General features: G+C 70.9%; 22 protein-coding genes. 20 read left to right on the top strand and 2 right to left on the bottom strand.

All coding sequences use genetic code 11. From position 1 onward, the window contains the following. Positions 1-488 precede the first annotated feature (488 nt). The 14 genes from ACIA8L_RS34905 to ACIA8L_RS34840 all read left to right on the top strand — a co-directional run bounded on the left by ACIA8L_RS34905 (position 489) and on the right by ACIA8L_RS34840 (position 14,461). Entirely contained in the window at positions 489-1,700 is a 1,212-nt protein-coding gene (locus ACIA8L_RS34905) for a glycoside hydrolase family 5 protein (RefSeq protein ID WP_395911173.1), read from the top strand. A gap of 59 nt (positions 1,701-1,759) precedes the next feature. Beyond that, complete coding sequence (locus tag ACIA8L_RS34900) at positions 1,760-2,647, top strand: alpha/beta hydrolase family protein (RefSeq protein WP_395911171.1); 888 nt, start codon at positions 1,760-1,762, stop codon at positions 2,645-2,647. 99 nt (positions 2,648-2,746) lie between these two features. Further along, positions 2,747-3,958 carry a substrate-binding domain-containing protein gene (locus ACIA8L_RS34895; protein WP_395911170.1) on the top strand — a complete coding sequence of 404 codons (1,212 nt, stop codon included), beginning with the start codon at positions 2,747-2,749 and terminating at the stop codon, positions 3,956-3,958. 64 nt (positions 3,959-4,022) lie between these two features. After that, positions 4,023-4,766, top strand: coding sequence for an ABC transporter ATP-binding protein (locus ACIA8L_RS34890; RefSeq protein ID WP_395911749.1), 744 nt, complete (start codon positions 4,023-4,025; stop codon positions 4,764-4,766). Then, positions 4,763-5,482 carry an ABC transporter ATP-binding protein gene (locus tag ACIA8L_RS34885; protein ID WP_395911168.1) on the top strand — a complete coding sequence of 240 codons (720 nt, stop codon included), beginning with the start codon at positions 4,763-4,765 and terminating at the stop codon, positions 5,480-5,482. The genes ACIA8L_RS34890 and ACIA8L_RS34885 overlap by 4 nt, the downstream gene beginning before the upstream one ends. Beyond that, positions 5,479-6,366, top strand: coding sequence for a branched-chain amino acid ABC transporter permease (locus ACIA8L_RS34880; protein ID WP_395911166.1), 888 nt, complete (start codon positions 5,479-5,481; stop codon positions 6,364-6,366). Before ACIA8L_RS34885 ends, ACIA8L_RS34880 begins: the two co-directional genes overlap by 4 nt. After that, complete coding sequence (locus tag ACIA8L_RS34875) at positions 6,363-7,385, top strand: branched-chain amino acid ABC transporter permease (RefSeq protein ID WP_395911164.1); 1,023 nt, start codon at positions 6,363-6,365, stop codon at positions 7,383-7,385. The genes ACIA8L_RS34880 and ACIA8L_RS34875 overlap by 4 nt, the downstream gene beginning before the upstream one ends. A 103-nt stretch (positions 7,386-7,488) precedes the next feature. After that, on the top strand, positions 7,489-8,247 hold the full coding sequence (locus ACIA8L_RS34870) for an ABC transporter ATP-binding protein (RefSeq protein WP_395911162.1): 759 nt from the start codon (positions 7,489-7,491) through the stop codon (positions 8,245-8,247). Further along, positions 8,234-8,926 (top strand): ABC transporter ATP-binding protein, encoded by a 693-nt coding sequence (locus ACIA8L_RS34865; protein WP_395911160.1) that lies wholly within the window; start codon positions 8,234-8,236, stop codon positions 8,924-8,926. The genes ACIA8L_RS34870 and ACIA8L_RS34865 overlap by 14 nt, the downstream gene beginning before the upstream one ends. 15 nt (positions 8,927-8,941) lie before the next feature. Beyond that, the gene (locus tag ACIA8L_RS34860) at positions 8,942-10,186 is read left to right on the top strand and encodes an ABC transporter substrate-binding protein (protein ID WP_395911158.1); all 1,245 of its coding nucleotides are present in this window, start codon (positions 8,942-8,944) and stop codon (positions 10,184-10,186) included. Next, positions 10,186-11,046, top strand: coding sequence for a branched-chain amino acid ABC transporter permease (locus ACIA8L_RS34855; protein ID WP_395911156.1), 861 nt, complete (start codon positions 10,186-10,188; stop codon positions 11,044-11,046). The genes ACIA8L_RS34860 and ACIA8L_RS34855 overlap by 1 nt, the downstream gene beginning before the upstream one ends. A 67-nt stretch (positions 11,047-11,113) precedes the next feature. Beyond that, positions 11,114-12,037, top strand: coding sequence for a branched-chain amino acid ABC transporter permease (locus ACIA8L_RS34850; protein ID WP_395911154.1), 924 nt, complete (start codon positions 11,114-11,116; stop codon positions 12,035-12,037). Between the two features lie 146 nt (positions 12,038-12,183). Then, positions 12,184-13,791, top strand: coding sequence for an MFS transporter (locus tag ACIA8L_RS34845; RefSeq protein WP_395911153.1), 1,608 nt, complete (start codon positions 12,184-12,186; stop codon positions 13,789-13,791). Positions 13,792-13,849: 58 nt separating this feature from the next. Continuing rightward, positions 13,850-14,461, top strand: coding sequence for a TetR/AcrR family transcriptional regulator (locus ACIA8L_RS34840; protein WP_395911151.1), 612 nt, complete (start codon positions 13,850-13,852; stop codon positions 14,459-14,461). Between the two features lie 576 nt (positions 14,462-15,037). On the opposite strand, the gene ACIA8L_RS34835 is transcribed toward ACIA8L_RS34840, so the two are convergent. Beyond that, a complete protein-coding gene (locus ACIA8L_RS34835) occupies positions 15,038-16,936 on the bottom strand; it encodes a helix-turn-helix domain-containing protein (protein WP_395911149.1) in 1,899 nt (632 codons plus the stop codon). A 5-nt stretch (positions 16,937-16,941) separates the two neighbouring features. Further along, the gene (locus ACIA8L_RS34830) at positions 16,942-17,700 is read right to left on the bottom strand and encodes a 3-hydroxybutyrate dehydrogenase (RefSeq protein ID WP_395911147.1); all 759 of its coding nucleotides are present in this window, start codon (positions 17,698-17,700) and stop codon (positions 16,942-16,944) included. A 134-nt stretch (positions 17,701-17,834) separates the two neighbouring features. Between ACIA8L_RS34830 and ruvC the strand changes: the two genes are divergently transcribed. From ruvC to secF, 6 genes are all read left to right on the top strand, one after another. Next, positions 17,835-18,347 (top strand): crossover junction endodeoxyribonuclease RuvC, encoded by a 513-nt coding sequence (gene ruvC, locus ACIA8L_RS34825; RefSeq protein WP_395911145.1) that lies wholly within the window; start codon positions 17,835-17,837, stop codon positions 18,345-18,347. After that, positions 18,344-18,946: a Holliday junction branch migration protein RuvA gene (gene ruvA, locus ACIA8L_RS34820; protein ID WP_395911143.1), complete on the top strand. Its 603-nt coding sequence runs from the start codon at positions 18,344-18,346 to the stop codon at positions 18,944-18,946. The genes ruvC and ruvA overlap by 4 nt, the downstream gene beginning before the upstream one ends. Next, positions 18,943-20,001, top strand: coding sequence for a Holliday junction branch migration DNA helicase RuvB (gene ruvB, locus ACIA8L_RS34815; protein WP_395911141.1), 1,059 nt, complete (start codon positions 18,943-18,945; stop codon positions 19,999-20,001). Before ruvA ends, ruvB begins: the two co-directional genes overlap by 4 nt. Before the next feature lie 105 nt (positions 20,002-20,106). Continuing rightward, positions 20,107-20,457 carry a preprotein translocase subunit YajC gene (yajC, locus tag ACIA8L_RS34810; RefSeq protein ID WP_395911139.1) on the top strand — a complete coding sequence of 117 codons (351 nt, stop codon included), beginning with the start codon at positions 20,107-20,109 and terminating at the stop codon, positions 20,455-20,457. Between the two features lie 82 nt (positions 20,458-20,539). Next, positions 20,540-22,372, top strand: coding sequence for a protein translocase subunit SecD (secD, locus tag ACIA8L_RS34805; protein WP_395911138.1), 1,833 nt, complete (start codon positions 20,540-20,542; stop codon positions 22,370-22,372). Between the two features lie 2 nt (positions 22,373-22,374). Then, complete coding sequence (gene secF, locus ACIA8L_RS34800; protein ID WP_395911136.1) at positions 22,375-23,544, top strand: protein translocase subunit SecF; 1,170 nt, start codon at positions 22,375-22,377, stop codon at positions 23,542-23,544. Positions 23,545-23,552: the final 8 nt, after the last annotated feature.

The raw sequence follows: 23,552 nt of genomic DNA, 5'->3' as shown, positions 1-23,552 counted from the left end.
GCCGGGCCGGTCGCGAACGCGGCGATCACGCGGGTCGTCACCGCCGGGTCCAGCAGCGCCTCACCGCCGGCCACCACGCGGACAGGTCGGCGGCCGGCGGGAGTGGGACGGGGCGACCGTCGCGCCGCAGCAGGCAACACGCTGTCCGCGGCGCCGGTTGCGGGCAGCGCGGCAACCCTGCGGATGCGGCCGAGCGGCTCGTCGCCGCGCTCAACGGACTGTCCACTGTGGCCCGGCCGGGGTCGCCGGAGGAACTGGTGCGGTTCATTCGCCGATGTCGAGTTTCCGCGCGAGCCGTTCCCGGCGATGGTCTGTTCGCCGGAGCTCAGTCTCGCCGCCGGAGCGTATCGGGCTGCTGCGGTACCGCCTGGGGGTGCTCGCGCAATCGTAGGACGGATAAAACCGGCATTTGTACGCTGACCGTATATGTCCGTAATCCGTAAGGTTTGGACCTGCTCCGCCGTCAAGTGTGAGGACAGGTCAGCTCTATGAGTCGTACGCGCCTCTACTGGATCGCCGCGCTCGTCGTGGTCGTGGTTGCCGGGATCGCGCTCGTGCCGGTGTTCGGCAAGGACAAGGACAAGACGGTCCATCCCGAGTCGGCCAAGGCCGGGCAGCGGCTGCAGATGCCGTTGCACGCCGAAGGGTCGAAGATCGTCGACGCCCGCGGTGAGACGGTGACGTTCACCGGCGTCAACTGGTTCGGGCTGGAGACCAATACGTTCGCGCCGCACGGGCTGTGGTCGCGCAAGCTCGACGACATGCTCGACCAGATGGTCGGGCAGGGGTTCAACTCGATGCGGCTGCCGTTCAGCAACGAGCTGTTCGACGCGGCTTCGAAGCCCAACGGTGTCGACTACGCGCTCAACCCGCAGCTCAAGGGGCTCACCGGGGCGCAGATCATGGACCGGGTGGTCGAAGGCGCCACCAAGCGCGGCATGATGGTCATCCTCGACCGGCACCGGCCGACGTCGCAGGGGCAGAGCAACCTCTGGTACACGGACAAGGTCAGCGAGGACCGCTGGATCGCCGACTGGGTCGACCTGGCCAAGCACTACAAGGACAACCCGCTCGTCGTCGGGGCCGATCTCCACAACGAGCCGCACGGCGAGGCGACCTGGGGCGACGGCAACGCCAAGACCGACTGGCAGGCGGCCGCGCAGCGGGCCGGGGACGCGGTGCTCAAGGCCAACCCCAACTGGCTGATCATCGTCGAGGGCATCGAGAGCTACAAGGGCGACGGCTACTGGTGGGGCGGCAACCTCCAGGGCGCCAAGGACCACCCGGTGCGGCTGTCCGACCAGTCCAAGCTGGTGTACTCCGCGCACGACTACAGCCCCAAGGTGTGGTCGCAGCAGTGGTTCACCGACCCGGCGTTCCCGGCCAACATGCCGGCGCTGTGGGACAAGCAGTTCGGCTACCTCGTCAAGAACGGCACCGCCCCGGTGCTGATGGGTGAGTTCGGCGGCCGTTCGGTGGCCGAGAAGGACGCCCAGGGGAACAAGGACCTGGAAGGCATCTGGCAGCGCAACCTCGTCGCGTACCTCAAGGACAACGGGCTCAGCTACACCTACTGGGCCTGGAACCCGAACTCCGGTGACACCGGCGGGGTCCTCAAGGACGACTGGACGACCGTCGACGCCGACAAGGCGGCACTGCTGAAGACCTACCAGGCGCCGCTGGCCGCCTCCGGGCAGTAAAGCCAACCGGCGCGGCCCTCCCTCCGCTGCTAGATTTGCGCGGGGGGAGGGCCGATCCAATGCCTGAGACAGATACGGTCGTCGATTCACCGGCCGGGCCGCTCAACGCGATCCTCTGCACCCCCGACGGGCCCGCCCGCGGGGGTCTCGTCCTGTCCGACGGGTCCGGACCGGCCGACCGGCACGCCTGGGCGGGCGTGCCCGCATGGCTGGCCGCGCGAGGGATCGCCACCCTGCGGCACGACAAGCCGGGCTGCGGCGGGTCGCCCGGGGACTGGCGGGCACAGACCCTCGCCGACCGGGCCGCGGAAGCCATCGCGGCCCTGGGCGCCCTGCGCAAGCAGGCCGGGGTCGAGCGGGCCGGATTGATCGGCTACAGCCAGGGCGGGTGGGTCTCGCTGCTGGCCGCGGTCACCTACCCGGACCAGGTCGACTACGTGGTGACGCTCGGCGGGCCCTACGTCGGCATCGAGGAGCAGGAGCGCACCCGGCTGGCCCGGGTGATGCGCCGCGAGGGACGGTCCGAGGAGTCGGTCGCGGCCGGGCTCGCGTGGGCCGACGAGCGGGCCGCCCGGCTCGCCGCCGGTGAAGACCCGGCCCAGGTCCTGGCCGACCAGCCCGAGGCCGAGAACAGCCCGCCCTACGACACGGTGGAGGAGCTCGGCTTCTTCGCCCGCAACCTGACCTTCGACCCGGGCGCGCTGCTGCCGTTCCTGCAGTGCCCGCTCATGGCGTTCTTCGGGGCCGCCGACGAGCATGTCCCGGTCGAGCGCAGTCTCGCCGTGCTGGGGGAGCGGCTGCCGGCCCGGCACCGCGGCGTCAACGGGATCGCCGTGCTGCCTGGGGTGGGGCACATGCTGTATCCGGTGGCAGCGCGAGAGAACCCACAGCTGTCGCCGGGGTTCCTACCCGTGCTCGACGCGTTCCTGGACCAGGTCACCCACTAAGAACCGTCGATTCTGTGTGGTCCGGCCACATAGCGACGTGCGTCACGCCACTCCTAGCGTGTGCAACACCCTTAACAAGGCGTTCACACGGAGGAAGCGTTGAGCAGGCAGACATATTCGCCGCGGCGGGTGCTGGTCGCGGTGCTGGGACTCTCGGTCACCGCGGCGCTCGCGTCTGCGTGCTCCAGCCCCCAGGAGGCCGCGCAGGAGCCGGCCGGCGACGGCGCCCCGATCAAGGTCGGGCTCGTCTACTCGCAGACCGGCCCTCTGGCCAGCTACGGCAAGCAGTACATCGAGGGCTGGAAGGCCGGCCTCGCCTTCGCGACGAAGGGGACCGGCAAGGTCGGCAACCGGCCCGTGGAGGTCAAGGAGGTCGACGACGCCGGCGACGCGGCCAAGGCGGTCTCGGCCGGCAAGGACCTCATCGGCCAGGGCTACAAGATCATCGCGGGCAGCACGTCGTCCGCCGTGGCGACCCAGATGGCTCCCCTCGCCGCGCAGAACAAGGTGCTGTTCATCTCCGGGCCGGCCGCCACCGACGCCGTGACCGGCATCAACAAGTACACCTTCCGCTCCGGCCGCCAGTCCTACCAGGACGTCCTGGCCGCGAAGTCCTACCTGCCGGCCCCCACGGGCAAGAAGGTCCTGGTGTTCACGCAGGAAGGCGCCTTCGGCAAGTCCAACGCGGACGCCGTCAAGGCCGTCATCGGCGGCGCCGGCGCGACCGTCGACACCCTCGCGGTGCCGGCCAACGCCACCGACTTCACCGGGTTCGCGGTGCAGGCGAAGAACGCCAAGGCCGACATGATCTTCGTGGCCTGGGCCGGCACCACCGCGACCGCCATGTGGCAGGCCCTCGACCAGCAGGGCGTGCTCGGCTCGGCGCTCGTCGTCACCGGCATCGACCAGCGCGCGTCCTGGCCGACGTTCGGCGCCGCCGGCGGCAAGATCTCGCTCCTCGCCCACTATTTCGACGGTGCCAGCGACAATGAAGCCACCACGGCGCTTCGCAAGGGCGTCGAGGGCGGCAAGATCGACCTGTTCCACCCGGACGGGTTCACCGCCGCGCAGCTGGTGGTCCGGGCCGCGCAGGACGGCGGCGACGACGTCGACAAGATGGTCGCCGCGCTCGAGGGGTACTCCTTCGACGGCGTCAAGGGCAAACTCACCGTCCGCAAAGAAGACCACGCCCTGCTGCAGCCGATGTTCCAAGGCAAATTCAGCGGCAGCGGTACTGACCTGAAGCCCGACCTCATCAAGGCGATCGACCCGGCCGACGCGACGCCGCCGGTCGCGCAGATGAAGGGCTGAGCGGTTGAGCACCGCACCCGTACCGATGGCCGGGAGTGTCCACGCGGACGCCCCGGCCACCGGCCTGCTGAGCACCCGGCGCCTCACCTGGAGGATCGGCGGGGTCGCCATCGTCGACGGCGTCTCGATCGACCTGGCCGAGGGCGAGTTCCTGGCCGTCATCGGGCCCAACGGCGCCGGCAAGACCTCCCTGTTCAACCTGATCACCGGGGTGCGCAGACCGTCGGACGGCTCGGTGTCGCTGGCCGGCCGGGACGTCACCCGGTTGCCGACGCACAAGCGGGCCCGTCTGGGCCTGGGCCGTACCTTCCAATCGTCTTCGGTCTTCAATGCGCTTTCCGTCGCCGCCAACGTCCGCCTCGCGGTGCAGGCCCGGCGGGGCGGCTCGATCCGGCCGTTTCCGCTGCCCGGCCGCGACCGCGACATCGCCGAGCGGGCCGCCCGGGTGCTGTGGCGGGTCGGGCTCGACCACCGCGCCGACGCCCTGGCCGGCACCCTGGCCCACGGCGAGAAGCGCAAGCTCGAGATCGCGCTGCTGCTCGCCGGTGAGCCGCGGGTGCTGCTGCTCGACGAGCCGATGGCCGGGGTCAGCGCCGAGGACGTGCCCGGCCTGGTGGCGCTCATCCGCACGCTGACCCGCGAGGAGCAGCGCAGCGTCCTCATGGTGGAGCACCACATGGACGTCGTGCTCGACCTGGCCGACCGGGTCGCCGTCATGCACCACGGCGCGCTGCTGGTCTGCGACACCCCGGACGTGGTGATGGCCGACCGGACCGTCCAGGAGGCCTACCTCGGGGAGAAGCTATGACGATCCTCGACATCGCCGGGCTGGACGTGCGCATCGCCGGCTCGCACATCCTGCAGGGCGTCACGTTCGGGGTGGCCCCGCAGGGCGTCACCGCGCTGCTCGGGCGCAACGGCGTCGGCAAGACCACGACCCTCAAGGCCGTCCTCGGGCTGCTCCCGCGCGGCGCCGAGGTGACCGGCGACGTCCGCTTCGCCGGGGCCCCGATCAACCGGAGACCGACGTTCGAGCTGGTCCGGGGCGGCCTCGGGTATGTGCCCGAGGACCGCGGCGTCTTCGCCGGCCTCACCGTCGCCGAGAACCTCCGGCTGGCCGAACGCCCCGGCGCCGCACCCGACTACGAGCGCGTCCACGGCCTCTTTCCCGAGCTGAAGAAGCGCGCGAAGCAGCGGGCCGGCACCCTCTCCGGCGGCCAGCAGCAGATGCTGGCGATCGGCCGGGTGCTGCTCAACCCCAACCGGCTGCTGCTCATCGACGAGCCGACCAAGGGCCTGGCGCCGAAGGTCGTCGGCGAGGTCGCGGCCGCCCTGCACGCCGTCGCCCAGGTCGTGCCGATGCTGCTGGTCGAGCAGAACCTGGCCGTCGTGCGCCGCCTCGCCCAGGATGCCGTCGTCATCGCCACCGGCCAGGTCGCCTACACCGGCCCGGCCACCGACCTGCTGGACTACACCGAAAAGACGAAGGCGCTGCTCGGCGTCGGAAAGGGCCATGCCGCGTGAGTACCTTCGTGCTGTTGACGCTGACCGGCCTGGGACTGGCGGCGCTGTACTTCCTCGTCGCCTCCGGGCTCGCCCTGGTCTTCGGCCTCGCCGACGTGCTCAACTTCGCCCATGGCCTGTTCCTCTCGGTCGGCGCCTACGGCACCTGGTGGGCCGCCGAGCACGTGCCCGGCGCGGGGCCGAGCGGGTGGGGGTTCGCCCTGGCCGTGCTGTTCGGGGTCGTCTGCGGGACCGTCGTCGCGGCGCTGGTCGAGCTGGTGCTCATCCGGCCGCTGTACCGCCGCACGATCGAACAGGTCCTGGTGACCGTCGGCCTCTCGCTCGCCGGGGTGGCGCTGCTGCAGGCGACGTGGGGCAGCGACCCGAAGCCCTACCCGCGTCCACAGTGGACGCAACAGCTCACCACCATCGCCGGGGCGCGCGTCCCCAACGACAGATTTCTTCTGATTGGAGCCGCTGTCGCGGTGCTCGTGGGATTGCTGGCGCTGCTGAAGTACACCCGGATCGGCTTGGTCATCCGAGCGGGCGTCGAGGACCGCTCGATGGTCACCGCGCTCGGCATCGACGTCCGGCGCGCGTTCACGCTCGTCTTCGCCGTCGGCGGGGCGGCCGCGGCCCTCGCCGGCGCGCTCGGCGGGGTCTACACGGGTGCGATCTCGCCGACCGGCGGCAGCTCCCTGCTCATCTTCGGGTTCATCGTCGTCGTCATCGGCGGCATGGGCTCGGTCACCGGCGCCGCCTATGCCGCGGTCGCGGTCGGGCTGCTCCAGCAGTTCGTCAACTACACCTCGTCGGGCCTCGGCGACATCTGCGTCGTCGCGCTCCTCGCGGTCGTGCTGCTCGTCCGTCCACAAGGGATCACCGGGAAGGTCGCGACCTCATGAACTGGGCATCGCTGCGGCGGTTCGGACCGCTCGTCGCCCTGGTGGTGCTGGCGCTGCTGCCGTACTGCGGGCTGAAGATCCCCGGCGTCTTCGACTCCGCCGTGAACACGCCCGGCACCTTGCAGCTCCTCGCACTCTGCCTGGTGTTCGGCGCCCTGGCCCTGGGTTATGACCTGCTCTTCGGTCGTACCGGCATGCTCTCCTTCGGCCACGCGCTGTACTTCGCGGCCGGGGTGTACGGCACCGACATGCTCGTCACCAAGGCCGGCTACGGGCTGTGGACCGCGATCCTCCTCGCGGTCGTCGGCACGGCCACCCTGGCCGCGCTCCTCGGCGCGATCGCACTGCGCACCGGCGGCATCGCGTTCGCCATGGTGACCCTCGCGTTCGCGCAGGTCGCCGCGATCACGATCGGGCGCAACCCGGGCGGCGCGACCGGCGGCGAGGAGGGCCTGCCGATGGCGACCGACAAGGTCCCGGACTTCCTGGTCGGTGTGGCGAACACCGTCAACCTGTACTGGCTCGCCCTCGGCGTCCTGGTGATCACGGTGCTGGTCGTGCACTCGATCGCCGCCTCGCCGTCCGGGCGTGTCCTCGCGGCGATCCGCGACGACGAGCGCCGGGTCGGGGTGCTCGGGCTGGACCCGTACCGCTACAAGCTCTTCGCCTTCACCGTCGCCGGCGGCCTGGCCGGCCTCGCGGGCTCGATGTACGCGCTGCTCATCGGCGGGGCCACGCCGCACATCGCGGCCTCCGACCAGACCCTCACGCTGCTGGTGATGGTGGTACTCGGCGGCCCCGGCACCAAGTGGGGGCCGCTGATCGGCGGGGTCCTGTTCACCTACCTGGACTTCCGGCTGGCCGCGCTGGGCGACTCGTTCCCCGGGCCGCTCTCGCAGCCGCTGTTCGTCCTCGGCGCCATCTTCATCCTGGCCGTGTACTTCTTCCCCGGCGGCCTCGCGGGGCTGCGCACCCGGCTCGGCCCGCTCGCCCGCTGGGTGCCCGCCCGGCGCACATAGCTCTACATGTAAATATGTGGATGAACTCCGTGGTGACACCCGAAGTGGCGGCCGTAGCTTGTGACGGCCGTCACTTCTTTGTGTCACAGGGGGTGGATCCCACATGGACGGTTCCGCACTCGTCGCGCGCGGGCTCACGCGCGACTTCCGGGGCTTCCGCGCGGTCGACGGGGTCGATCTCGACGTCGCCGTCGGCAGCGTGCACGCGCTCGTCGGGCCCAACGGGGCCGGTAAGACCACGCTGTTCAACCTGCTGACCGGGTTCCTCGCGCCGACCGCCGGGCGGATCGAGCTCGGCGGGCACGACATCACCGGGCTGGCGCCGGAGCGGGTGGCCCGGCTCGGGCTGGCCCGCTCCTTCCAGATCGCCAGCCTCTTCCCGCAGCAGACCGTGCGCGGCCACGTGGAGCTGGCGCTGCAGAGCGGCACCGGCCTCGGCTGGGCGTTCTGGCGCTCGGAGCGGCCCCTGCGCCGGTTCCGGGCCCGGGCCGAGGAGCTGCTGGAGCGCGTCGGGCTGGCCGCGGCCGCCGACGACACCGCCGGCAGCCTCGCCTACGGGCGCAAGCGGGCCCTGGAGCTCGCCCTGGCCCTGGCGCTCGACCCGAAGGTGCTGCTCCTCGACGAGCCGACGGCCGGCATGGGGGCCGAGGACGTCGACCGGACCATCGAGCTCATCGCCGCGGTGCGCGACGGGCGGACGGTGGTGCTGGTCGAGCACAACATGACGGTCGTGGGGCGGCTGGCCGACCGGGTCACCGTCCTGCAGGCCGGGCGCGTCCTGGCCGAGGGCCCTTACGAGCGGGTGCGGGCCGACGAGCGGGTCATCGAGGCCTACCTGGGCGGTGCCGATGCTACGCATTGAGCGGCTGTCGGCCTGGTACGGCGACGCCCGCGTGCTGCGCGAGGTGGACCTCGAGGTGGGCGCGGGTGAGGTGGTCACGCTCTGCGGCCGCAACGGCGCCGGGAAGACCACGCTGCTGCGCTGCGTCATGGGGCTGCACGCCGGGCGGTCCGGCACCGTGTCGTTGTCCGGGAACGACATCAGCCGACGGCCGGCGCACGCGCGGGCCCGGGCCGGCCTCGGGTGGGTCCCCGACGACCGGGGTGCCTACGCCACGCTCACCGTCGCCGAGCACCTGGCGCTGCCGCCCGTCGTGGGGCCGCGGCCGTGGAGCCTCGACGACGTCTACGAGATGTTCCCCAACCTGCATGAGCGGCGAACGAGCCCCGGCACCAGCCTCTCCGGGGGCGAGCAGCAGATGCTGGCCCTCGCGCGGGTCCTGCGCATGGGCGCCACCGTGCTGCTCTGCGACGAGCCGACCGAAGGACTGTCGCCGCTGCTGGTGCGGCGGGTCGGCGAGATCCTGCGCCGGGCCCGCGACCTCGGCGCCACCGTCCTGCTCGTCGAGCAGAACCTGCGCTTCGCCACCACCGTCGCCGACCGGCACTACCTGCTGGCCGAGGGGCGCATCACCGGCACGTTCGACAACGCCGACGTGCGGTCCCGTGAAGCCGAGCTCCTTGCGCATCTGGGCATCTGAGGAGGTACCCCCGAAATGAAGCGTTTCGTTGTTGTGACGGGCACCGTGGTCTGTACGCTTCTGGCCGGCTGCGGTGGTGGAGGCCCACGCAGCTCCGGCGGCGGCGGGCTGAGCGGCGACAAGATCGTGCTGGGCGTGCTCAACGACCAGTCCGGCGTCTACGCGCAGCTGTCCGGCAAGAACTCCGTCGTCGCGGTGCAGATGGCCATCGAGGACTTCAAGGCCAAGTACGGCGACAAGGCGGTCACGAAGAACATCACCGTCGAGACCGCGGACCACCAGAACAAGCCGGACGTGGCCAACACCCGGGCCTCGGAGATGTACGACCGGCTCGGTGTCGACGCGATCCTCGACGTGCCGACTTCTTCCGCGGCTCTGAAGGTCGCCGATGTCGCGAAGCAGGCGAAGAAGCTGTACTTCAACATCTCCGGCGCCACCACGGACCTGACCGGGAAGTCCTGCAACAAGTACACGTTCCACTACGCCTATGACACCGCGATGCTGGCCAACGGCACCGGGACCGCGGCCACCCAGGGCGGGGCCAGGAACTGGTACATCGTCTACCCCGACTACGCCTTCGGCCAGGACATGCAGAAGTCGTTCAGCGCGGCCGTCACCAAGGGCGGCGGCACGGTCGTGGCCAGCGACCCCACGCCGTTCCCCAACGACAACTTCTCCACGTTCCTGCTCAAGGCGCCGACGCTGAACCCGAAGCCGGACGTCCTCGGCACCATGCAGGCCGGGGCCGACCTGGTGAACCTCGTCAAGCAGTACAACGAGTTCAAGCTCAGGGACAAGGGCATCGGGCTCGCCGTCGGCCTCATGTTCCTCACCGACATCCACGCCCTGACCCCGGACGCGCTCGCCGGCACCACCTTCACCGACGCGTGGTACTGGAACTTCGACGAGCGCAACCGCGCGTGGGCCGACAAGTTCGCGGCCCGCACCGGCGGCCAGCGCCCCACGTTCGCGCACGCGGCCAACTACTCCGCGGCGACGCAGTATCTGGAGGCGGTCCAGGCGGCCGGCACCGACGCCGCCGACGCGGTCGTCAAGCAGCTCGAGGGCAAGAAGGCCGACGACTTCTTCCTGCGCGGCGGCGAGTTCCGGGCCGCCGACCACCGGGTCCTGCACGACGCCTACCTGGCCAAGGTCAAGCCGGGCGCCGAGGTCAAGGAGCCCTGGGACTACGAGCAGATCGTCAGGACCATCCCGGCGCAGGAAGCGTTCCGGGCCCCGTCGCCGGACTGCAAGCTCTGATGGGACTGCTCACCCACACGGTGAACGGCCTGGTCGGGGGCGGCTTCTACGCGCTGCTCGCCCTCGGCCTGGCCGTCATCTTCGGCCTGCTGCGGGTCGTCAACTTCGCCCACGGCGCGTTCTACATGCTCGGCGCGGTCGGCGCGTTCGTGCTCCTGGACTCCTTCGGGCTGTCGTTCTGGGTCGCCCTGGCCGTCGTGCCGCTCGTCCTGGGCCTGCTCGGCGCGGTCCTGGAGCGGACCGTCGTGCGGCGGCTGGCCGCCCTCGACCCGCTGTACAACTTCCTGCTCACCTTCGGCCTGACGCTGATCCTGCAGGACGCGGTGAAGTCGCGCTACGGCACCCAGTCCAAGCCCTACGGCGCGCCGGCCGGGCTCGGCGGGACCGTCGACTTCGGGCTGTTCGACTTCCCCGCGTACCGGATCTTCGTCCTCGCCGTCGCGGCCGCGCTGTGCGCCCTGGCCTGGTGGGTCCTCGCGCGGACACGGGTCGGGACGGTGGTGCGGGCCGGCATCGAACGGCCCGACCTGACCCGGGCCCTCGGCATCGACGTCGGGCGGTGGATCGCGCCCGTGTTCGGGTTCGGTGTGGCCCTGGCCGGGCTGGCCGGCGTCCTGGCCGCGCCGATGCGGGCGGTCAACCCGCTCATGGGCGGCGACCTGATCATCGGGGTCTTCGCGGTGGTCGTCATCGGGGGCCTGGGCTCGGTCTTCGGCTCGGTCGCGGTCGCGTTCGGCGTCGGGCTGCTGCAGGCGTGGAGCGAGGCCTACGGCCCGCCGCTGCTGGCCCAGACGCTGATCTTTCTCGTGATGGCCCTTGTGCTGCTGGTACGGCCGGCGGGTTTGTTCGGTGCGGCATGACCGCTGGAACGAAGTGGAGGCGGGCATGACGCAGGCTTCGAATTCGAAGAAAGGCAGAGCGCTCGGCATGAGATGGCTTGTACTTCTTGTCGGGCTTGCTGTGGCCCTGTGGCTCCCGAACGGCATCTATCCGGCGGTGGCCGTCGACATGCTGTGCTGGGCGCTCTTCGCGGTCGCCATAGACCTGCTGCTGGGGTACGGCGGGCTGCTGTCGTTCGGGCATGCGGCGTTCTGGGGCACATCCGCCTACACGGCCGGCCTCATCGCGGCCCGGCTCGGGGCACCGTTCCCGGTCGCGGTGCTGGGCGGGGCGCTCACCGCGGCCGCGCTCGCCGTGCCCATCGGGTGGCTGGCGGTACGGCGGACCGGCATCTACTTCGCGATGGTGACCCTCGCGTTCGCGCAGATGATCTACTACGTGGCCAACGCCTGGTCGTCCGTGACCGGCGGCGAGAACGGGCTGCAGAGCGTGCCCCGGGAACTGTTCGGGCTGGACCTGTCCGACCCGTACTACTTCTACTACGCGGCCCTGCCGATCGTGGCGCTCGGCCTGCTGCTGGCCTGGCGGGTCGTGCACTCGCCGTTCGGCCGCGTGCTGGTCGCGGTGCGGGACAACGCCAACCGGGCGCGGGCGCTGGGGTATGCGGCTTCGCGGTACAAACTCCTGGTCTTCGTCCTTTCGGCCTTTCTGGCCGGGCTCGGCGGCGGACTGTTCGCGGTCGCGCACGGGTTCGTCTCCCTGGACATCGTGCACTGGACGACGTCGGGCAAGGGCGTGGTCCTGGTCGTGCTCGGCGGGATCGGCACGTTGTGGGGCGGGGTGCTCGGGGCCGGGCTGGTCGTGGACCTGGAGGATCAGCTGTCGCAGGCCGGGTTCGAGCTCATCGGCCTGGTGACGGGGGGCATCTTCGTGCTGGTGGTGCTGCTGTTCCGGCGTGGGCTGTGGGGGAGCGTCGCCGCTGCTCTGCGGGCCCGGCGGTCCCGTTTATGACGGTACTGTGACGGGGCGCACTTTTGAATACGAGACGGTTCCGTATCGGCGTGGCAGGGTCTACGTTGATACGGAACAGTTCCGTATCGTTATCGCGTTCCGACGCGGTCCGCCCCGGCGGGTCGCGTTCCAGGGGGAGCAGCATCGTGAGCGCAACCACTCAAGCACCCGCGCCGGCCAACACCGGGCATCCGCGCCGTTGGGCCATCCTCGGCGTGCTCGTCATCAGCCTGCTGGTCGTCGTGCTGGACAACACCGTCCTCAACGTCGCCATGCGCACCATCGCCGACCCGCAGAAGGGCCTGGGCGCGTCCCAGAGCCAGCTCGAGTGGGCGATCAACTCCTACACCCTCGTCTTCGCCGGCCTGCTCTTCACCGCCGGCATCCTGGCCGATCGGCTCGGCCGCCGACTCACGCTGACCGTCGGCCTCACGCTGTTCGGCATCGCGTCGCTGGTGTCGGCCTATTCGGGCTCGGCCGACCAGCTGATCTGGGCCCGTGCCCTGATGGGCCTCGGCGCCGCGGCGGTCATGCCCTCGACGCTGTCGATCATCGCCAACGTCTTCGACCCGAAGGAGCGCGGCCGCGCCATCGGCGTGTGGGCCGGCGCCGTCGGTCTCGGCGTGGCCATCGGCCCGATCGTCGGCGGCCTGCTGCTCGAGCACTTCTGGTGGGGCTCGGTCTTCCTGATCAACGTCCCGATCGTCATCGTGGGCCTGGTCCTGGTCAACATCCTGATCCCGGAGTCGCGCGACCCGAAGCCGGGCCGCATCGACTACGTCGGCGTGCTGCTGTCGATCATCGGCCTGACCCTGCTGACCTACGGCGTCATCGAGGGCGGTGACCACGGCTTCGGCCAGATCGAGTCCTGGGGCACCCTGGCCGCGTCGGTGATCGTGCTGGCCGCGTTCGCCCTCTACGAGCGGCGCATAGCCTACCCGTCGCTGGACGTGAAGCTCTTCGCCAACCGGCAGTTCAGCACCTCCACCGCCATGATCGGCCTGGTCTTCTTCGCGGCCATGGGCATCATGTTCATCAGCGCCTTCTACCTGCAGCTGGTCCGCGACTACGGCCCGCTGGCCTCCGGCGCCCTGTTCGTCCCGTTCGCGGTGGCTCAGATGATCTTCGCACCGCGCAGCGCGGCCATGGTCAAGCGCTTCGGCCCCAAGGCCGTCGGCACCACCGGCCTGCTGCTCGTCGCCGTCGGCCTGTCCGCGTGGATGTTCATCCAGGCCGACACGCCGATCTGGATCGTCGGCGCGCTGTTCTTCCTCATGGGCGTCGGCATGGCCAACGTGATGCCGCCCGCGACCGAATCGATCATGTCCGCGCTTCCCCGTGAGAAGGCCGGCGTCGGATCGGCCGTCAGCAACACCATTCGTCAGGTCGGCGGCGCCCTCGGCGTGGCCGCCCTCGGGGCCGTCATCTCCTCCGTCTACCGCAGCCACGTCGAGTCGGCCACGACCGACCTGCCGGCCGCGGCGCGCGACGCTGCGAACGAGTCGATCTCCGGTGCGTACGGGGTGGCGGAGCACGCCGGGCCCGCCGGGGCGGCACTGATCCAGCACGCCAACGACGCCTTCATCAGCGCCATGCACTACGCGGCGATCGGCTCGGCCGTCTTCGCCCTGCTCGGCGCGGTCGTCGCCCTGCTCGGCCTGCCCGGCAAGCGCCCCGCCGACGCCCCCGCCCCCACCAACGCCGAAGGTCTGGCCGAGGAGCAGGGCGTGGAGCTCGTGGCGGTCGGCGAGTAGCGGACAGGAGGAAACCGGTGAGTAGCCTCGGTGTGAAAAGTCGGTAACAATGGAGAGCATGACGCTCAGCGTGGATGTGGTGCCTGACCAGGACCGCAAAGGTCCCGGTCGGCCCCGCAGCGCCCGGGTCGACGAGGCGATCGTCGAGGCGGTGTTCGAACTGCTCCGCTCCGGCCAGAGCGCGGACGCCATCTCCATCGAGGCGGTCGCCGCGAAGGCCGGCGTCGGCAAGGCGACGATCTACCGCCGCTGGCCCAACAAGGAAGCGCTGCTGATCGACGCGGTCACGGCCATGAAGGGCCCCCTCCCGGAACTGGCCGGCGAGTCGGTCCGCGACGACCTGGTCACGCTGATCGCGGCGATGCGCAACAAGCGCATGACGGACTACGGCAAGGTCACGGCCTGCCTGATGCCGGAGCTCTACCGCAACCCCGAGATGACCCGGGTCCACCAGGCCGTCTCCGAGCCCCGCCGCGAAATGATGCGCACGGTCCTGCGGCGCGGCATCGAAACGGGCGAGCTCCGAGCCGACCTGGACATCGAGATGATGCTCCTGGCCCTGTCCGGCCCGACGCTGGCCCAGAACATGCTCCGCTGGAACCCGAACGTCCCCGACGAGCACTTCGCCGAAAACCTGGTCGACTTCGTCCTGCGCGGCGCGCGGGCCTAGCCGTCACCACCGCACCAACCCGCCCCGCCACCGCTGCTGCCGGTCGGCGGGGCGGCCTGTTTCCTGCATCACGACGTCCAGTGTTTGGCGCAGTCTTCACGGTCGGCCCGTCGGCCCGTCGATGGAGCCGCGGGATCGCGCTGGCGCGCGCGGAGGCGCGGCAGGTCCCGTCGCGGTCCCGTCGCGGTCACCTCGACGGCGATCATCGCCCGGTGGGGCGACCCCGGCGACCCCGTCCCCAGGCGTCTGAGATGGCAGCAGCCCGCCCTCGTCGATGGCGTGGGAAGTCGACTCTGCCGGGTCAGAGCCGCCACTGCGAACAGTGTTGGCCCTTGCCTGTGCTGCGGTTCCTGTCGGTGGAGCGCTTTTCGGAGCGAGAATGCGTGCAGCTGGCGCTGTCTGGCCCGTCATCGCGGGGTTCGGCATTGCCGGCCTTCTCGCCGCCTTCACCCTCGCCGTCGCTGCGCGCTTGGCGTTTCTGGCCTTGTCGATGTTCCGGCCCCGGCCCATTGTGGCCTGGAGGTGCAGGCGTCGATCGTGAGGGGGTGTGGGTGGAGGCGAAGCCTCCCCCTCGGATCAGGAAGACTGCAGGCGGTGAAGGCGCAGCGCCAGCTGGACCTCCAGGGCTCGTTCCGGCTTCTGCCAGTCCGGGCCCAGGAGCTGGGCGATGCGCTCCAGGCGTTGCGTCACGGTGTTGACGTGGACGTGGAGGAGTTCGGCGGCGCGGGCCAGGCTGCCGCCCACGCCGAAGTAGGCCTCCAGAGTTTTCACCAGCGCGGTGCCGCGGCGGGTGTCGTAGTCGACGACCGGGCCGATCGTCGCGGCCAGGAAGGACTGCACGTCGCGGTCGCGGCCGTCCGGGGCGGAGCCCAGCAACAAACCGACAAAGCCCAGTTCGGCGGTACTGGCACCGGTCCCCGTGCGGCCCAGAGCGGTCAGGGCGGTCACGCAGCGGTCGGCGTCGCGGTAGGCCGCGGCGATGGACTCCGGGGTGCAGGCCGGGCCGCCGGCGCCCGCGGTGATCGGGCGGGACAGGAGTTTGCCCAGGTCGCGGGCGACGGCACGGGCCGCGTCGCCGGGGGTGTCGCCGGGCAGGAGCAGGACGACGTGGCCGTCGCGGGCGGCGGCCAGGCCGGAGCGGGTGTGGGCGTACGTCTGGGCCCAGGAGACGGCCCGCTGCCGCACCGAGCCGCCGGTCAGGGCGTCGGCGCCGATGGCCACGACGACGTTGGGGGCGTCCAGGTCGACGCCGAGGCGCTTGGCCCGGGTGCGCAGGGCGTCGGCGTCGCGGACCGGGCGGGTGATCACGTCGTCGAGGAGTTCGCCGCGGACGCGGCCCTCGGCCTCGGCGACGGTGCGGCGAAACAGCTGGAGCAGGGCGGTGACGACGGCGGCGCGTTCCAGGATGCGCTGGTCGGCGTCGACCAGGGCGTGGTCGGGGCGCATGACCAGGGCGCCGAGGTTCTCGGCGCCGGCGACGACCGCGGCGACCCACAGCTCGCCGCGGCGGACGCTGCGGCCCTCGGTGCGGGACGCGGCCAGGGCCTCGGCGATCGCGGCGGGCTCGGGGCGGGTCAGCTCGCCGACCAGGGTGAGGGTGCGGCCCTCGGCGTCCAGGACGAGCAGGGAGCCGCCCAGGACCTCGACGACCACGGCGGCCACGTCCTCGACGCCGGCGCCCCGCAGGACCAGGGCGGTCATCCGGTCGTGGGCGGCCGCGGCCCGTTCGACGGAGTCGCTGTGGGCGCGGATGACGCCGTTGGCCGCCGAGAGCTCCGCGAGGGCCTCCTGGGTCTCGCCGAGCAGGCGGGCGGTGTCGATCGCGACGGCGGCGTTGGCGGCCAGGGAGACCAGGAGCGACACCTCCTCGCGGGCGAAGGGGCGGGCCGAGCGGTTCGCGGCGTACAGGACGCCGATGATCCGGGCGCCCAGGCGCAGCGGCACGCCGAGGATGGCGATCAGGCCCTCCTCGCCGACGCCGGTGTCGATGTCGCCGGTGTGGCGGAAGCGGGCGTCGCGGGGGTAGTCGGCGGTGACGTACGGGCTGCCGGTCTGCGCCACCAGGCCGCCCAGGCCCGCGCCCATGGGCAGGCGCAGCGCCTGGAAGTGGGCCGAGATGGAGCCGTCGGTGACGCGCATGTAGGTGTCGCCGCGGGCCTCGTCGTTGAGCGTCATGTAGGCCACGTCGGCGCCCAGCAGCGTCCGGGCCCGGTGCACGATGGCCTCCAGCACGGCGTCGAGGTCGCGCAGGCCGGCCAGGTCGCTGGCGGTGTCGAAGAGCCCGGACAGCTCCTCCTCGCGCCGGCGGCGGCGCTCCAGCAGCGCGCGGACGCGCAGCGCGACGAGCTTGGCCTGCTCCAGCTCGGCGATCCGGTCCGGCGGGAGGCCGGCGTTGCGGGCCGCGACGAGCGGGCCCTCGAACTCGACGGCGGCCGCCTCGCGGGCCAGCAACTCGAGATACTCCACCACCGTCACCTGACCTAGTGTGCGGTCCAGCCACCGTCGATCGACAGCGAAGTCCCGGTGATGAAGCCGGCCATGTCCGTGCAGAGGTAGGCGACCAGCTCCGCGACCTCGGCCGGCTCGATCAGGCGTTTGATGGCCGCGCTGGTCAGCATGATCTTCTCGACGACCTCGGCCTCCGGGATGCCGTGGGTGCGGGCCTGGTCGGCGATCTGGCCCTCGACCAGCGGCGTGCGGACATACGCCGGGTTGATGCAGTTCGCCGTCACCCCGTGCGGCGCGCCTTCGAGGGCGACCGTCTTCGACAGGCCCTCCAGGGCGTGCTTGGCGGTCACATACGCGGCTTTGAAGGGCGAAGCACGCAGCCCGTGTACCGACGACACGTTGATGATCCGCCCCCAGCCCCCGGCGTACATGTGCGGGAGCACACCCCGGACCAGGTGGAAGGGAGCCTCGACCATGACCTTCTGGATGTAGCTGAACCGCTCCGGCGGGAACTCCTCGAGCGCGGCCACGTGCTGCAGGCCGGCGTTGTTGACCAGGACGTCGACGTCGGCGTGGGCGCGCAGCACCTCGGTGATCGCGGACGTGTCGGACAGGTCGGCCGCAACGGGTACCACATCGTCCGCGTTCTGGAACGACAGGTCGACGGCTATGACCTTCGCTCCCGCCGCGGCCAGGCGCACGGCGACTGCGCGGCCGATCCCGCTCCCGGCGCCCGTCACCATCGCGGTGCGGCCCCGCAGATCGAGCGCGACCACATGCTCCGTCGTCATGGCCGAAACGTACGAGCCTTCCGGGGCCCGTCCCATGGCGTCCGCCCACATACCTTCGCCGCACTCGGTGTGTGTCCCGCGCCGCGGGCGGCGGGTCCGATAAGGTGTCGAACACACGTTTGAGGGGAGCGGCGGTGCGCGTGCTGGGGGTCGACCCGGGGCTGACCCGATGCGGGGTCGGGGTGGTCGAGGGCTCGCCGGGGCGCCCGTGCCGGCTCGTGCACTACGAGGTCGTGCGCAGCGAGCCTGACCAGGACCTGGCGCTGCGCCTGCTCAACCTCGACCGGCGCCTGGCCGAGCTGGTCGCGCAGCATCAGCCGGAGAGCGTCGCCGTCGAGCGGGTGTTCGCGCAGCACAACGTGCGCACCGTGATGGGCACGGCCCAGGCCGGGGCGGTGGCGATCCTGGTCGCGGCCCGGGCCGGGCTGCCCGTGCAGATGTATACGCCGAGCGAGGTCAAGGCGGCCGTCAGCGGCAACGGGCAGGCCGACAAGGCTCAGGTGACGGCGATGGTGACCCGGCTGCTGCGGCTCGAGGTCGCGCCTAAACCGGCCGACGCCGCCGACGCTTTAGCCTTGGCCATCTGTCATGTGTGGCGGGGCGGTGCGCGCGAGCGCATCAGCGCGGCGTTGAGGAGGACACGGTGATCGCGAGCGTGCGCGGCAAGGTGGCGGCGGTGTCGCCCGACGGCGCGGTGATCGAGGTCGGCGGGGTCGGGCTGGCCGTGCAGTGCTCCCCGCACACCCTCGCCGACCTGCGGGTCGGCCAGGAGGCGCGGCTGGCCACCTCCCTCGTGGTGCGCGAGGACTCGCTTACCCTCTACGGCTTCGCCGACGACGAGGCCAAGCAGCTGTTCGAGCTGCTGCAGACCGCGACCGGGGTCGGGCCGCGGCTGGCCCAGGCGGTCCTCGCGGTGCACACCCCGGAGGTCGTCCGGCGGGCGATCGGCGCGGCCGACACGTCCACGCTCACGCAGGTCCCCGGCATCGGCAAGAAGGGCGCCGAGCGGCTGGTCCTCGAGTTGCGGGACAAGATCGGCGCGCTGCCGGGCTCGGGCAGCAGCCTGATCGCGGGCGGCGCCGTGTGGCACGACCAGGTCCGCCAGGCGCTGGTCGGGCTCGGCTGGCACGAGAAGCAGGCCGACCAGGCCGTGGCGGCCGTCGCCGAGCAGCTCGACGGGCAGACCGTCCCGCCCGTGCCGGTCCTGCTCAAGCAGGCGATCCGGATGCTGGGCACGATCCGATGACCGATCCTCTGGTCAGCGCGTTCGCGTCCGACGAGGACATGGTCGCGGACCAGTCGGTGCGGCCGAAGCGGCTGGCCGAGCTGATCGGGCAGCACCGGGTCCGCGAGCAGCTCGACCTGCTGCTGCAGAGCGCCCTGCGCCGGGGCAGCCCGCCCGACCACATCCTGCTGTCCGGCCCGCCCGGCCTCGGCAAGACGACGATGGCCATGATCGTCGCGGCCGAGCTCGGGGCCGGGCTGCGGATGACCAGCGGTCCGGCCATCGAGCGGGCCGGAGACCTGGCCGCGGTCCTGACCAGCCTGAGCCTCGGCGACGTGCTGTTCATCGACGAGATCCACCGCATCGCGCGGCCGGCCGAGGAGCTGCTGTACAGCGCCATGGAGGACTTCCGGGTCGACGTGGTGGTCGGCAAGGGGCCGGGGGCCACCGCGATCCCGCTCGACGTGGAGCCGTTCACGCTGGTCGGGGCCACGACCCGGAGCGGACTGCTGACCGGGCCGATGCGCGACCGGTTCGGCTTCGTCGGCCAGCTGGACTTCTACGACCCGGACGAGCTCGAGCTGATCATCGCGCGGTCGGCCCGCATCCTCGACGTGCCGATCACCGACGAGGGCGCCGTCGAGATCGGGCGACGCTCACGCGGTACCCCCCGAATCGCCAATCGCTTGTTGCGGCGGGTCCGTGACTATGCGGAGGTGCGCGGCAACGGGGTGGTCGACCTGGCCGCGGCCCGGGCCGCCCTGCGCGTGTATGACGTCGATGAGCTGGGCCTCGATCGGCTCGACCGGGCGGTGCTGCTGGCCCTGCTGCGCCACGGCGGCGGGCCGGTGGGACTTTCGACGCTCGCCGTCGCGGTCGGTGAGCAGCCGGACACCGTCGAGGAAGTCTGTGAGCCGTTCCTGCTGCGATCGGGCCTGATGGCGCGTACTCCTCGTGGTCGCATTGCCACCGCCGGCGCATGGCAGCATCTTGGAATCCCAGGTCCCGCTGGTACCGTCGGGGGCGGAAACCCTGCTGGCGATATGTCGCGAACGCCCGGTCTGTTTGATTTGTGACTGGACCGTGACTGACGCCGGTCATCGTGGTATCCGACACACCGATTAGACTCGCCGCGATCCGCTGCGCGGACTTCGGATAACTCGACCGGAAGGCCCATAATCGTGTATCTCGCCGCGGAAGCCTCGGGCGGCAGCTCGGCACTCCCGCTCCTCGTTGTCGTCGCCTTCGCCGCCTTCGTGTATTTCCTCATGATCCGGCCGCAGCAGAAGCGCCGCCGCGAAGTGCAGGACATGCAGTCCACGATGGGCCTCGGCGACGAGGTCGTGACCGTCGGCGGCCTCTACGGCATCGTGACCGAGGTCGCCGACGACTTCGTCATGCTCGAGATCGCACCGGGTGTCTCCGCCAAATACGCCCGGGCCGCGATCGGCAAGGTGAACCAGAAGGCCGCCGCCGCCGAAGAGGAGCCGGTTGCCGAGGAGGAGTCCGTCGTCAAGCCGGACGCCGACTGAAAGTCCCGCTCATAGCCCCCGCCATGTGAAACATTCACGCCGAGCGACCTCCGCCGGCGTCGTGTAGGGAGAACCGACAGCCGTGGCACAACCTCAGGCACCGATGCGCCCGAGCCGCCAGCTCGCCGTGCTTGCCGCCATCTTCATCGTGCTCGCCGCACTCGTGTGGTTCGGCGGCAGCGGTGGGTGGCGCAACCGGCTCGAGCCCAAGCTCGGCCTTGATCTGATCGGCGGGACCACGGTCACGCTGCAGGCCCAGAACCTGGAGGGCAATCAGAAGCCCACCAAGGATCAGATGGAGACCGCCCGGAGCATCATCGACCAGCGGGTCAACGGCCTGGGCGTCGCCGAGGCCGAGGTCGTGGTCGAGGGCGACAACAACATCGTCGTCTCCCTGCCGGGCAAGAGTGACGACCGGCTGAAGCAGATCGGCCAGACCGCCGAGCTGCGCTTCCGCATGGTGCTGGGCTCCACCGGCGACACCGGCGCGACCAACTCGTCGGCCTCGGCGTCCCCGTCGGCCTCCACCGGTGCCTCCAAGCAGCCGTCCGCCACGGCTTCGGCGACCGCGCCGGCGTCCGCGGCGCCGTCGGCCACCTCGGCCGCTCCCTCCGCGACGGCGTCACAGCCGGCGGCCGCCGCCACGACCGCCAAGCCCTCGGAGTCGGTGGCCGCGGACCTGGCCACGCAGCGGACCGCGGTGCAGAACAAGATCGGCCAGGCGGCCTGGGCGGCCGCGCTGGCCGAGCAGGCCCCGGTCGACTTCAGCAAGGACCCGACCAAGGCCGTGCTCTACGAGCCGTTCAAGACGCTGAGCGGGGCCGAGGTCGCGGTGCTGCCGCCGTCGATCCAGTACAACATCCCCTACATCACCTGCGACATGCTGAAGAACCGGCCGGTCGGCTCGATCAGCAAGGCCTCCGAGCCCGCCGTCGCGTGCGAGCCGGGCACGAAGTACCAGCTCGACGTGGCCAAGGTCCTCGGCACCGACGTCAAGAGCGCCAACTCGGGCATCGACTCGCAGAACGGCAAGTGGACGGTCAACCTGTCGTTCAACGGGACCGGGCAGAACGCCTGGACCGACCTGACCCGCGTGGCCTACAACAACGGCCAGGACAGCAAGCAGGTCGCCGTGGTCCTGGACAACGAGGTCGTCTCGGCCCCGGTGATCCAGAACGTCATCCCCGGTGACGCCACGATCAGCGGCACCTTCACCAAGTCCGAGGCCCAGCTGCTGGCCAGCCAGCTGCAGTACGGCGCCCTGCCGCTCTCGTTCACCTCGCAGGACGCCCAGAGCATCTCGGCCACCCTCGGCAGCTCGCACCTGGAGGCGGGCCTGCTCGCGGCCGGCATCGGCATGCTGCTGGTGGTGCTCTACTCGTTCTTCTACTACCGGCTCCTCGGCGCGGTCATCATGCTCTCGCTGGTGCTGTCCGGCCTGCTGGTCTTCATGGCGATCGTCCTGCTCGGCCGCTCGATGGGCTTCACGCTGAGCCTGGCCGGCTTCGCCGGGTTCATCGTCTCGCTCGGTGTCGCCGCCGACTCGTTCGTCATCTACTTCGAACGGCTCAAGGATGAGATCCACGAGGGTCGAAGTCCACGCAGTGCCGTGCCCCGCGCCTGGGTCCGGGCCCGCCGCACGATCATCTCGGCCAACTTCATCACGCTCATGGCCGCCGGGATCCTGTACTTCGTCTCGATCGGCTCGGTGAAGGGCTTCGCCTTCGCCCTGGGTGTGGCGACGATCCTCGACCTCGTGGTCGTGTTCCTGTTCCGTCACCCGATCATGACGCTCTTCGCCCGCAGCAAAGCATTCCTGTCACCGCGGGTCAGTGGCCTCGGCCGCGTGCTCGAGGGATCGAAAACCGACGCGGCGGCGCCGACCACCCGTCGTAACCGCCCGAAGGAGGCCTGACGATGGCTGGCAGCGGCAGGGGCCTAGCGGCCCGGCTTTACCGCGGTGAGGCCGACGTCGACATCGTCGGCCGCCGGAAACTGTGGTTCACGGTCGCCGGCATCGCGATCATCATCGCGATCGCGAGCATGTTCATCCGCGGCTTCTCGCTCGGCATCGAGTTCGAGGGCGGCAACCAGTACAACGTCCCCGTGAAGGTCGGCACCCTGACCGAGGTCGAGCAGGCGTTCACCGACGCCGGCGTCTCGGTCAAGACCGGCCAGACCATGGGCGACACCCAGTACATCATCAAGACCGAGCTGATCACCGACGCCGCCCGGCAGACCCAGATCAAGGACGCCGTCGCCAAGCGCTTCGACATCACTCCGGAGCAGATCAGCGACAGCGCGGTGAGCACCTCGTGGGGCGGCCAGGTCACCAACAAGGCGGCCCTGAGCCTCGCGATCTTCCTCGCCGCGGTGCTGGTCTACCTCATCGCCCGGTTCGAGTGGCGGATGGCCGTTGCCGCGGTCGCCTCACTGCTGCTGGACCTGGCGCTGACCGCCGGCGTCTACTCGCTGGTCGGCTTCGAGGTCACCCCGTCGACGGTCATCGGCTTCCTGACGATCCTCGGTTTCGCCCTGTACGACGTCGTCGTGGTGTTCGACAAGGTCCAGGAGAACACCCGCGGGATCACGGGCTCGAGCACGACGACCTACCCCGAGGCGGCCAACCTCGCCGTCAACCAGACTCTGATGCGCTCCATCAACACCGGCCTGGTGGCGCTGCTGCCGGTCGGCGGCCTGCTCTTCATCGGAGCCGGCCTGCTGGGTGCCGGCACGCTGAAGGACCTCGGTCTGGTGCTGTTCATCGGTATGGGCGTCGCGGTCTACTCGTCGATCTTCTTCGCCACCCCGGTGCTCGCGGAGCTCAAGAGCCGCGAGCCGCGCCTGCAGCAGCACTCCAACCGGGTCAAGGGCAAGCGGGCGGCGCAGGCCAAAGAGGCGGCCGCGCGGGCGGCCAACCCGGCCCGCGACAGCGACGGGGTGCCGGTCGGCGGCCCGGCGAAGGCGGCCGAGCGCTCGGAGCTGGCCGGTGCGGCCCCGCGGCCGGGGGCCCGCCCGTCGGCCCGGCCCGGCCAGGGCAAGCGCCCGCGCGCCGGTGGCCGGCCCGGTGCCGGTGGCCGGAGGTAGTCGATCAG

Origin of the sequence: Dactylosporangium sp. NPDC051541 (genome assembly GCF_044454505.1) — a bacterium.
Taxonomy (GTDB): Bacteria; Actinomycetota; Actinomycetes; order Mycobacteriales; family Micromonosporaceae; genus Dactylosporangium.
Note: the sequence above shows the minus strand (reverse complement) of the source record. Positions and strands in the feature narration are given on the sequence as shown.

Coding starts and splice junctions, on each gene's coding strand:
- ACIA8L_RS34905 (WP_395911173.1), top strand. CDS start 489: ATGAGTCGTACGCGCCTCTACTGGATCGCCGCGCTCGTCGTGGTCGTG.
- ACIA8L_RS34900 (WP_395911171.1), top strand. CDS start 1,760: ATGCCTGAGACAGATACGGTCGTCGATTCACCGGCCGGGCCGCTCAAC.
- ACIA8L_RS34885 (WP_395911168.1), top strand. CDS start 4,763: ATGACGATCCTCGACATCGCCGGGCTGGACGTGCGCATCGCCGGCTCG.
- ACIA8L_RS34875 (WP_395911164.1), top strand. CDS start 6,363: ATGAACTGGGCATCGCTGCGGCGGTTCGGACCGCTCGTCGCCCTGGTG.
- ACIA8L_RS34870 (WP_395911162.1), top strand. CDS start 7,489: ATGGACGGTTCCGCACTCGTCGCGCGCGGGCTCACGCGCGACTTCCGG.
- ACIA8L_RS34865 (WP_395911160.1), top strand. CDS start 8,234: ATGCTACGCATTGAGCGGCTGTCGGCCTGGTACGGCGACGCCCGCGTG.
- ACIA8L_RS34860 (WP_395911158.1), top strand. CDS start 8,942: ATGAAGCGTTTCGTTGTTGTGACGGGCACCGTGGTCTGTACGCTTCTG.
- ACIA8L_RS34855 (WP_395911156.1), top strand. CDS start 10,186: ATGGGACTGCTCACCCACACGGTGAACGGCCTGGTCGGGGGCGGCTTC.
- ACIA8L_RS34850 (WP_395911154.1), top strand. CDS start 11,114: ATGAGATGGCTTGTACTTCTTGTCGGGCTTGCTGTGGCCCTGTGGCTC.
- ACIA8L_RS34840 (WP_395911151.1), top strand. CDS start 13,850: ATGACGCTCAGCGTGGATGTGGTGCCTGACCAGGACCGCAAAGGTCCC.
- ACIA8L_RS34830 (WP_395911147.1), bottom strand. CDS start 17,700: ATGACGACGGAGCATGTGGTCGCGCTCGATCTGCGGGGCCGCACCGCG.
- ruvB (WP_395911141.1), top strand. CDS start 18,943: ATGACCGATCCTCTGGTCAGCGCGTTCGCGTCCGACGAGGACATGGTC.
- secF (WP_395911136.1), top strand. CDS start 22,375: ATGGCTGGCAGCGGCAGGGGCCTAGCGGCCCGGCTTTACCGCGGTGAG.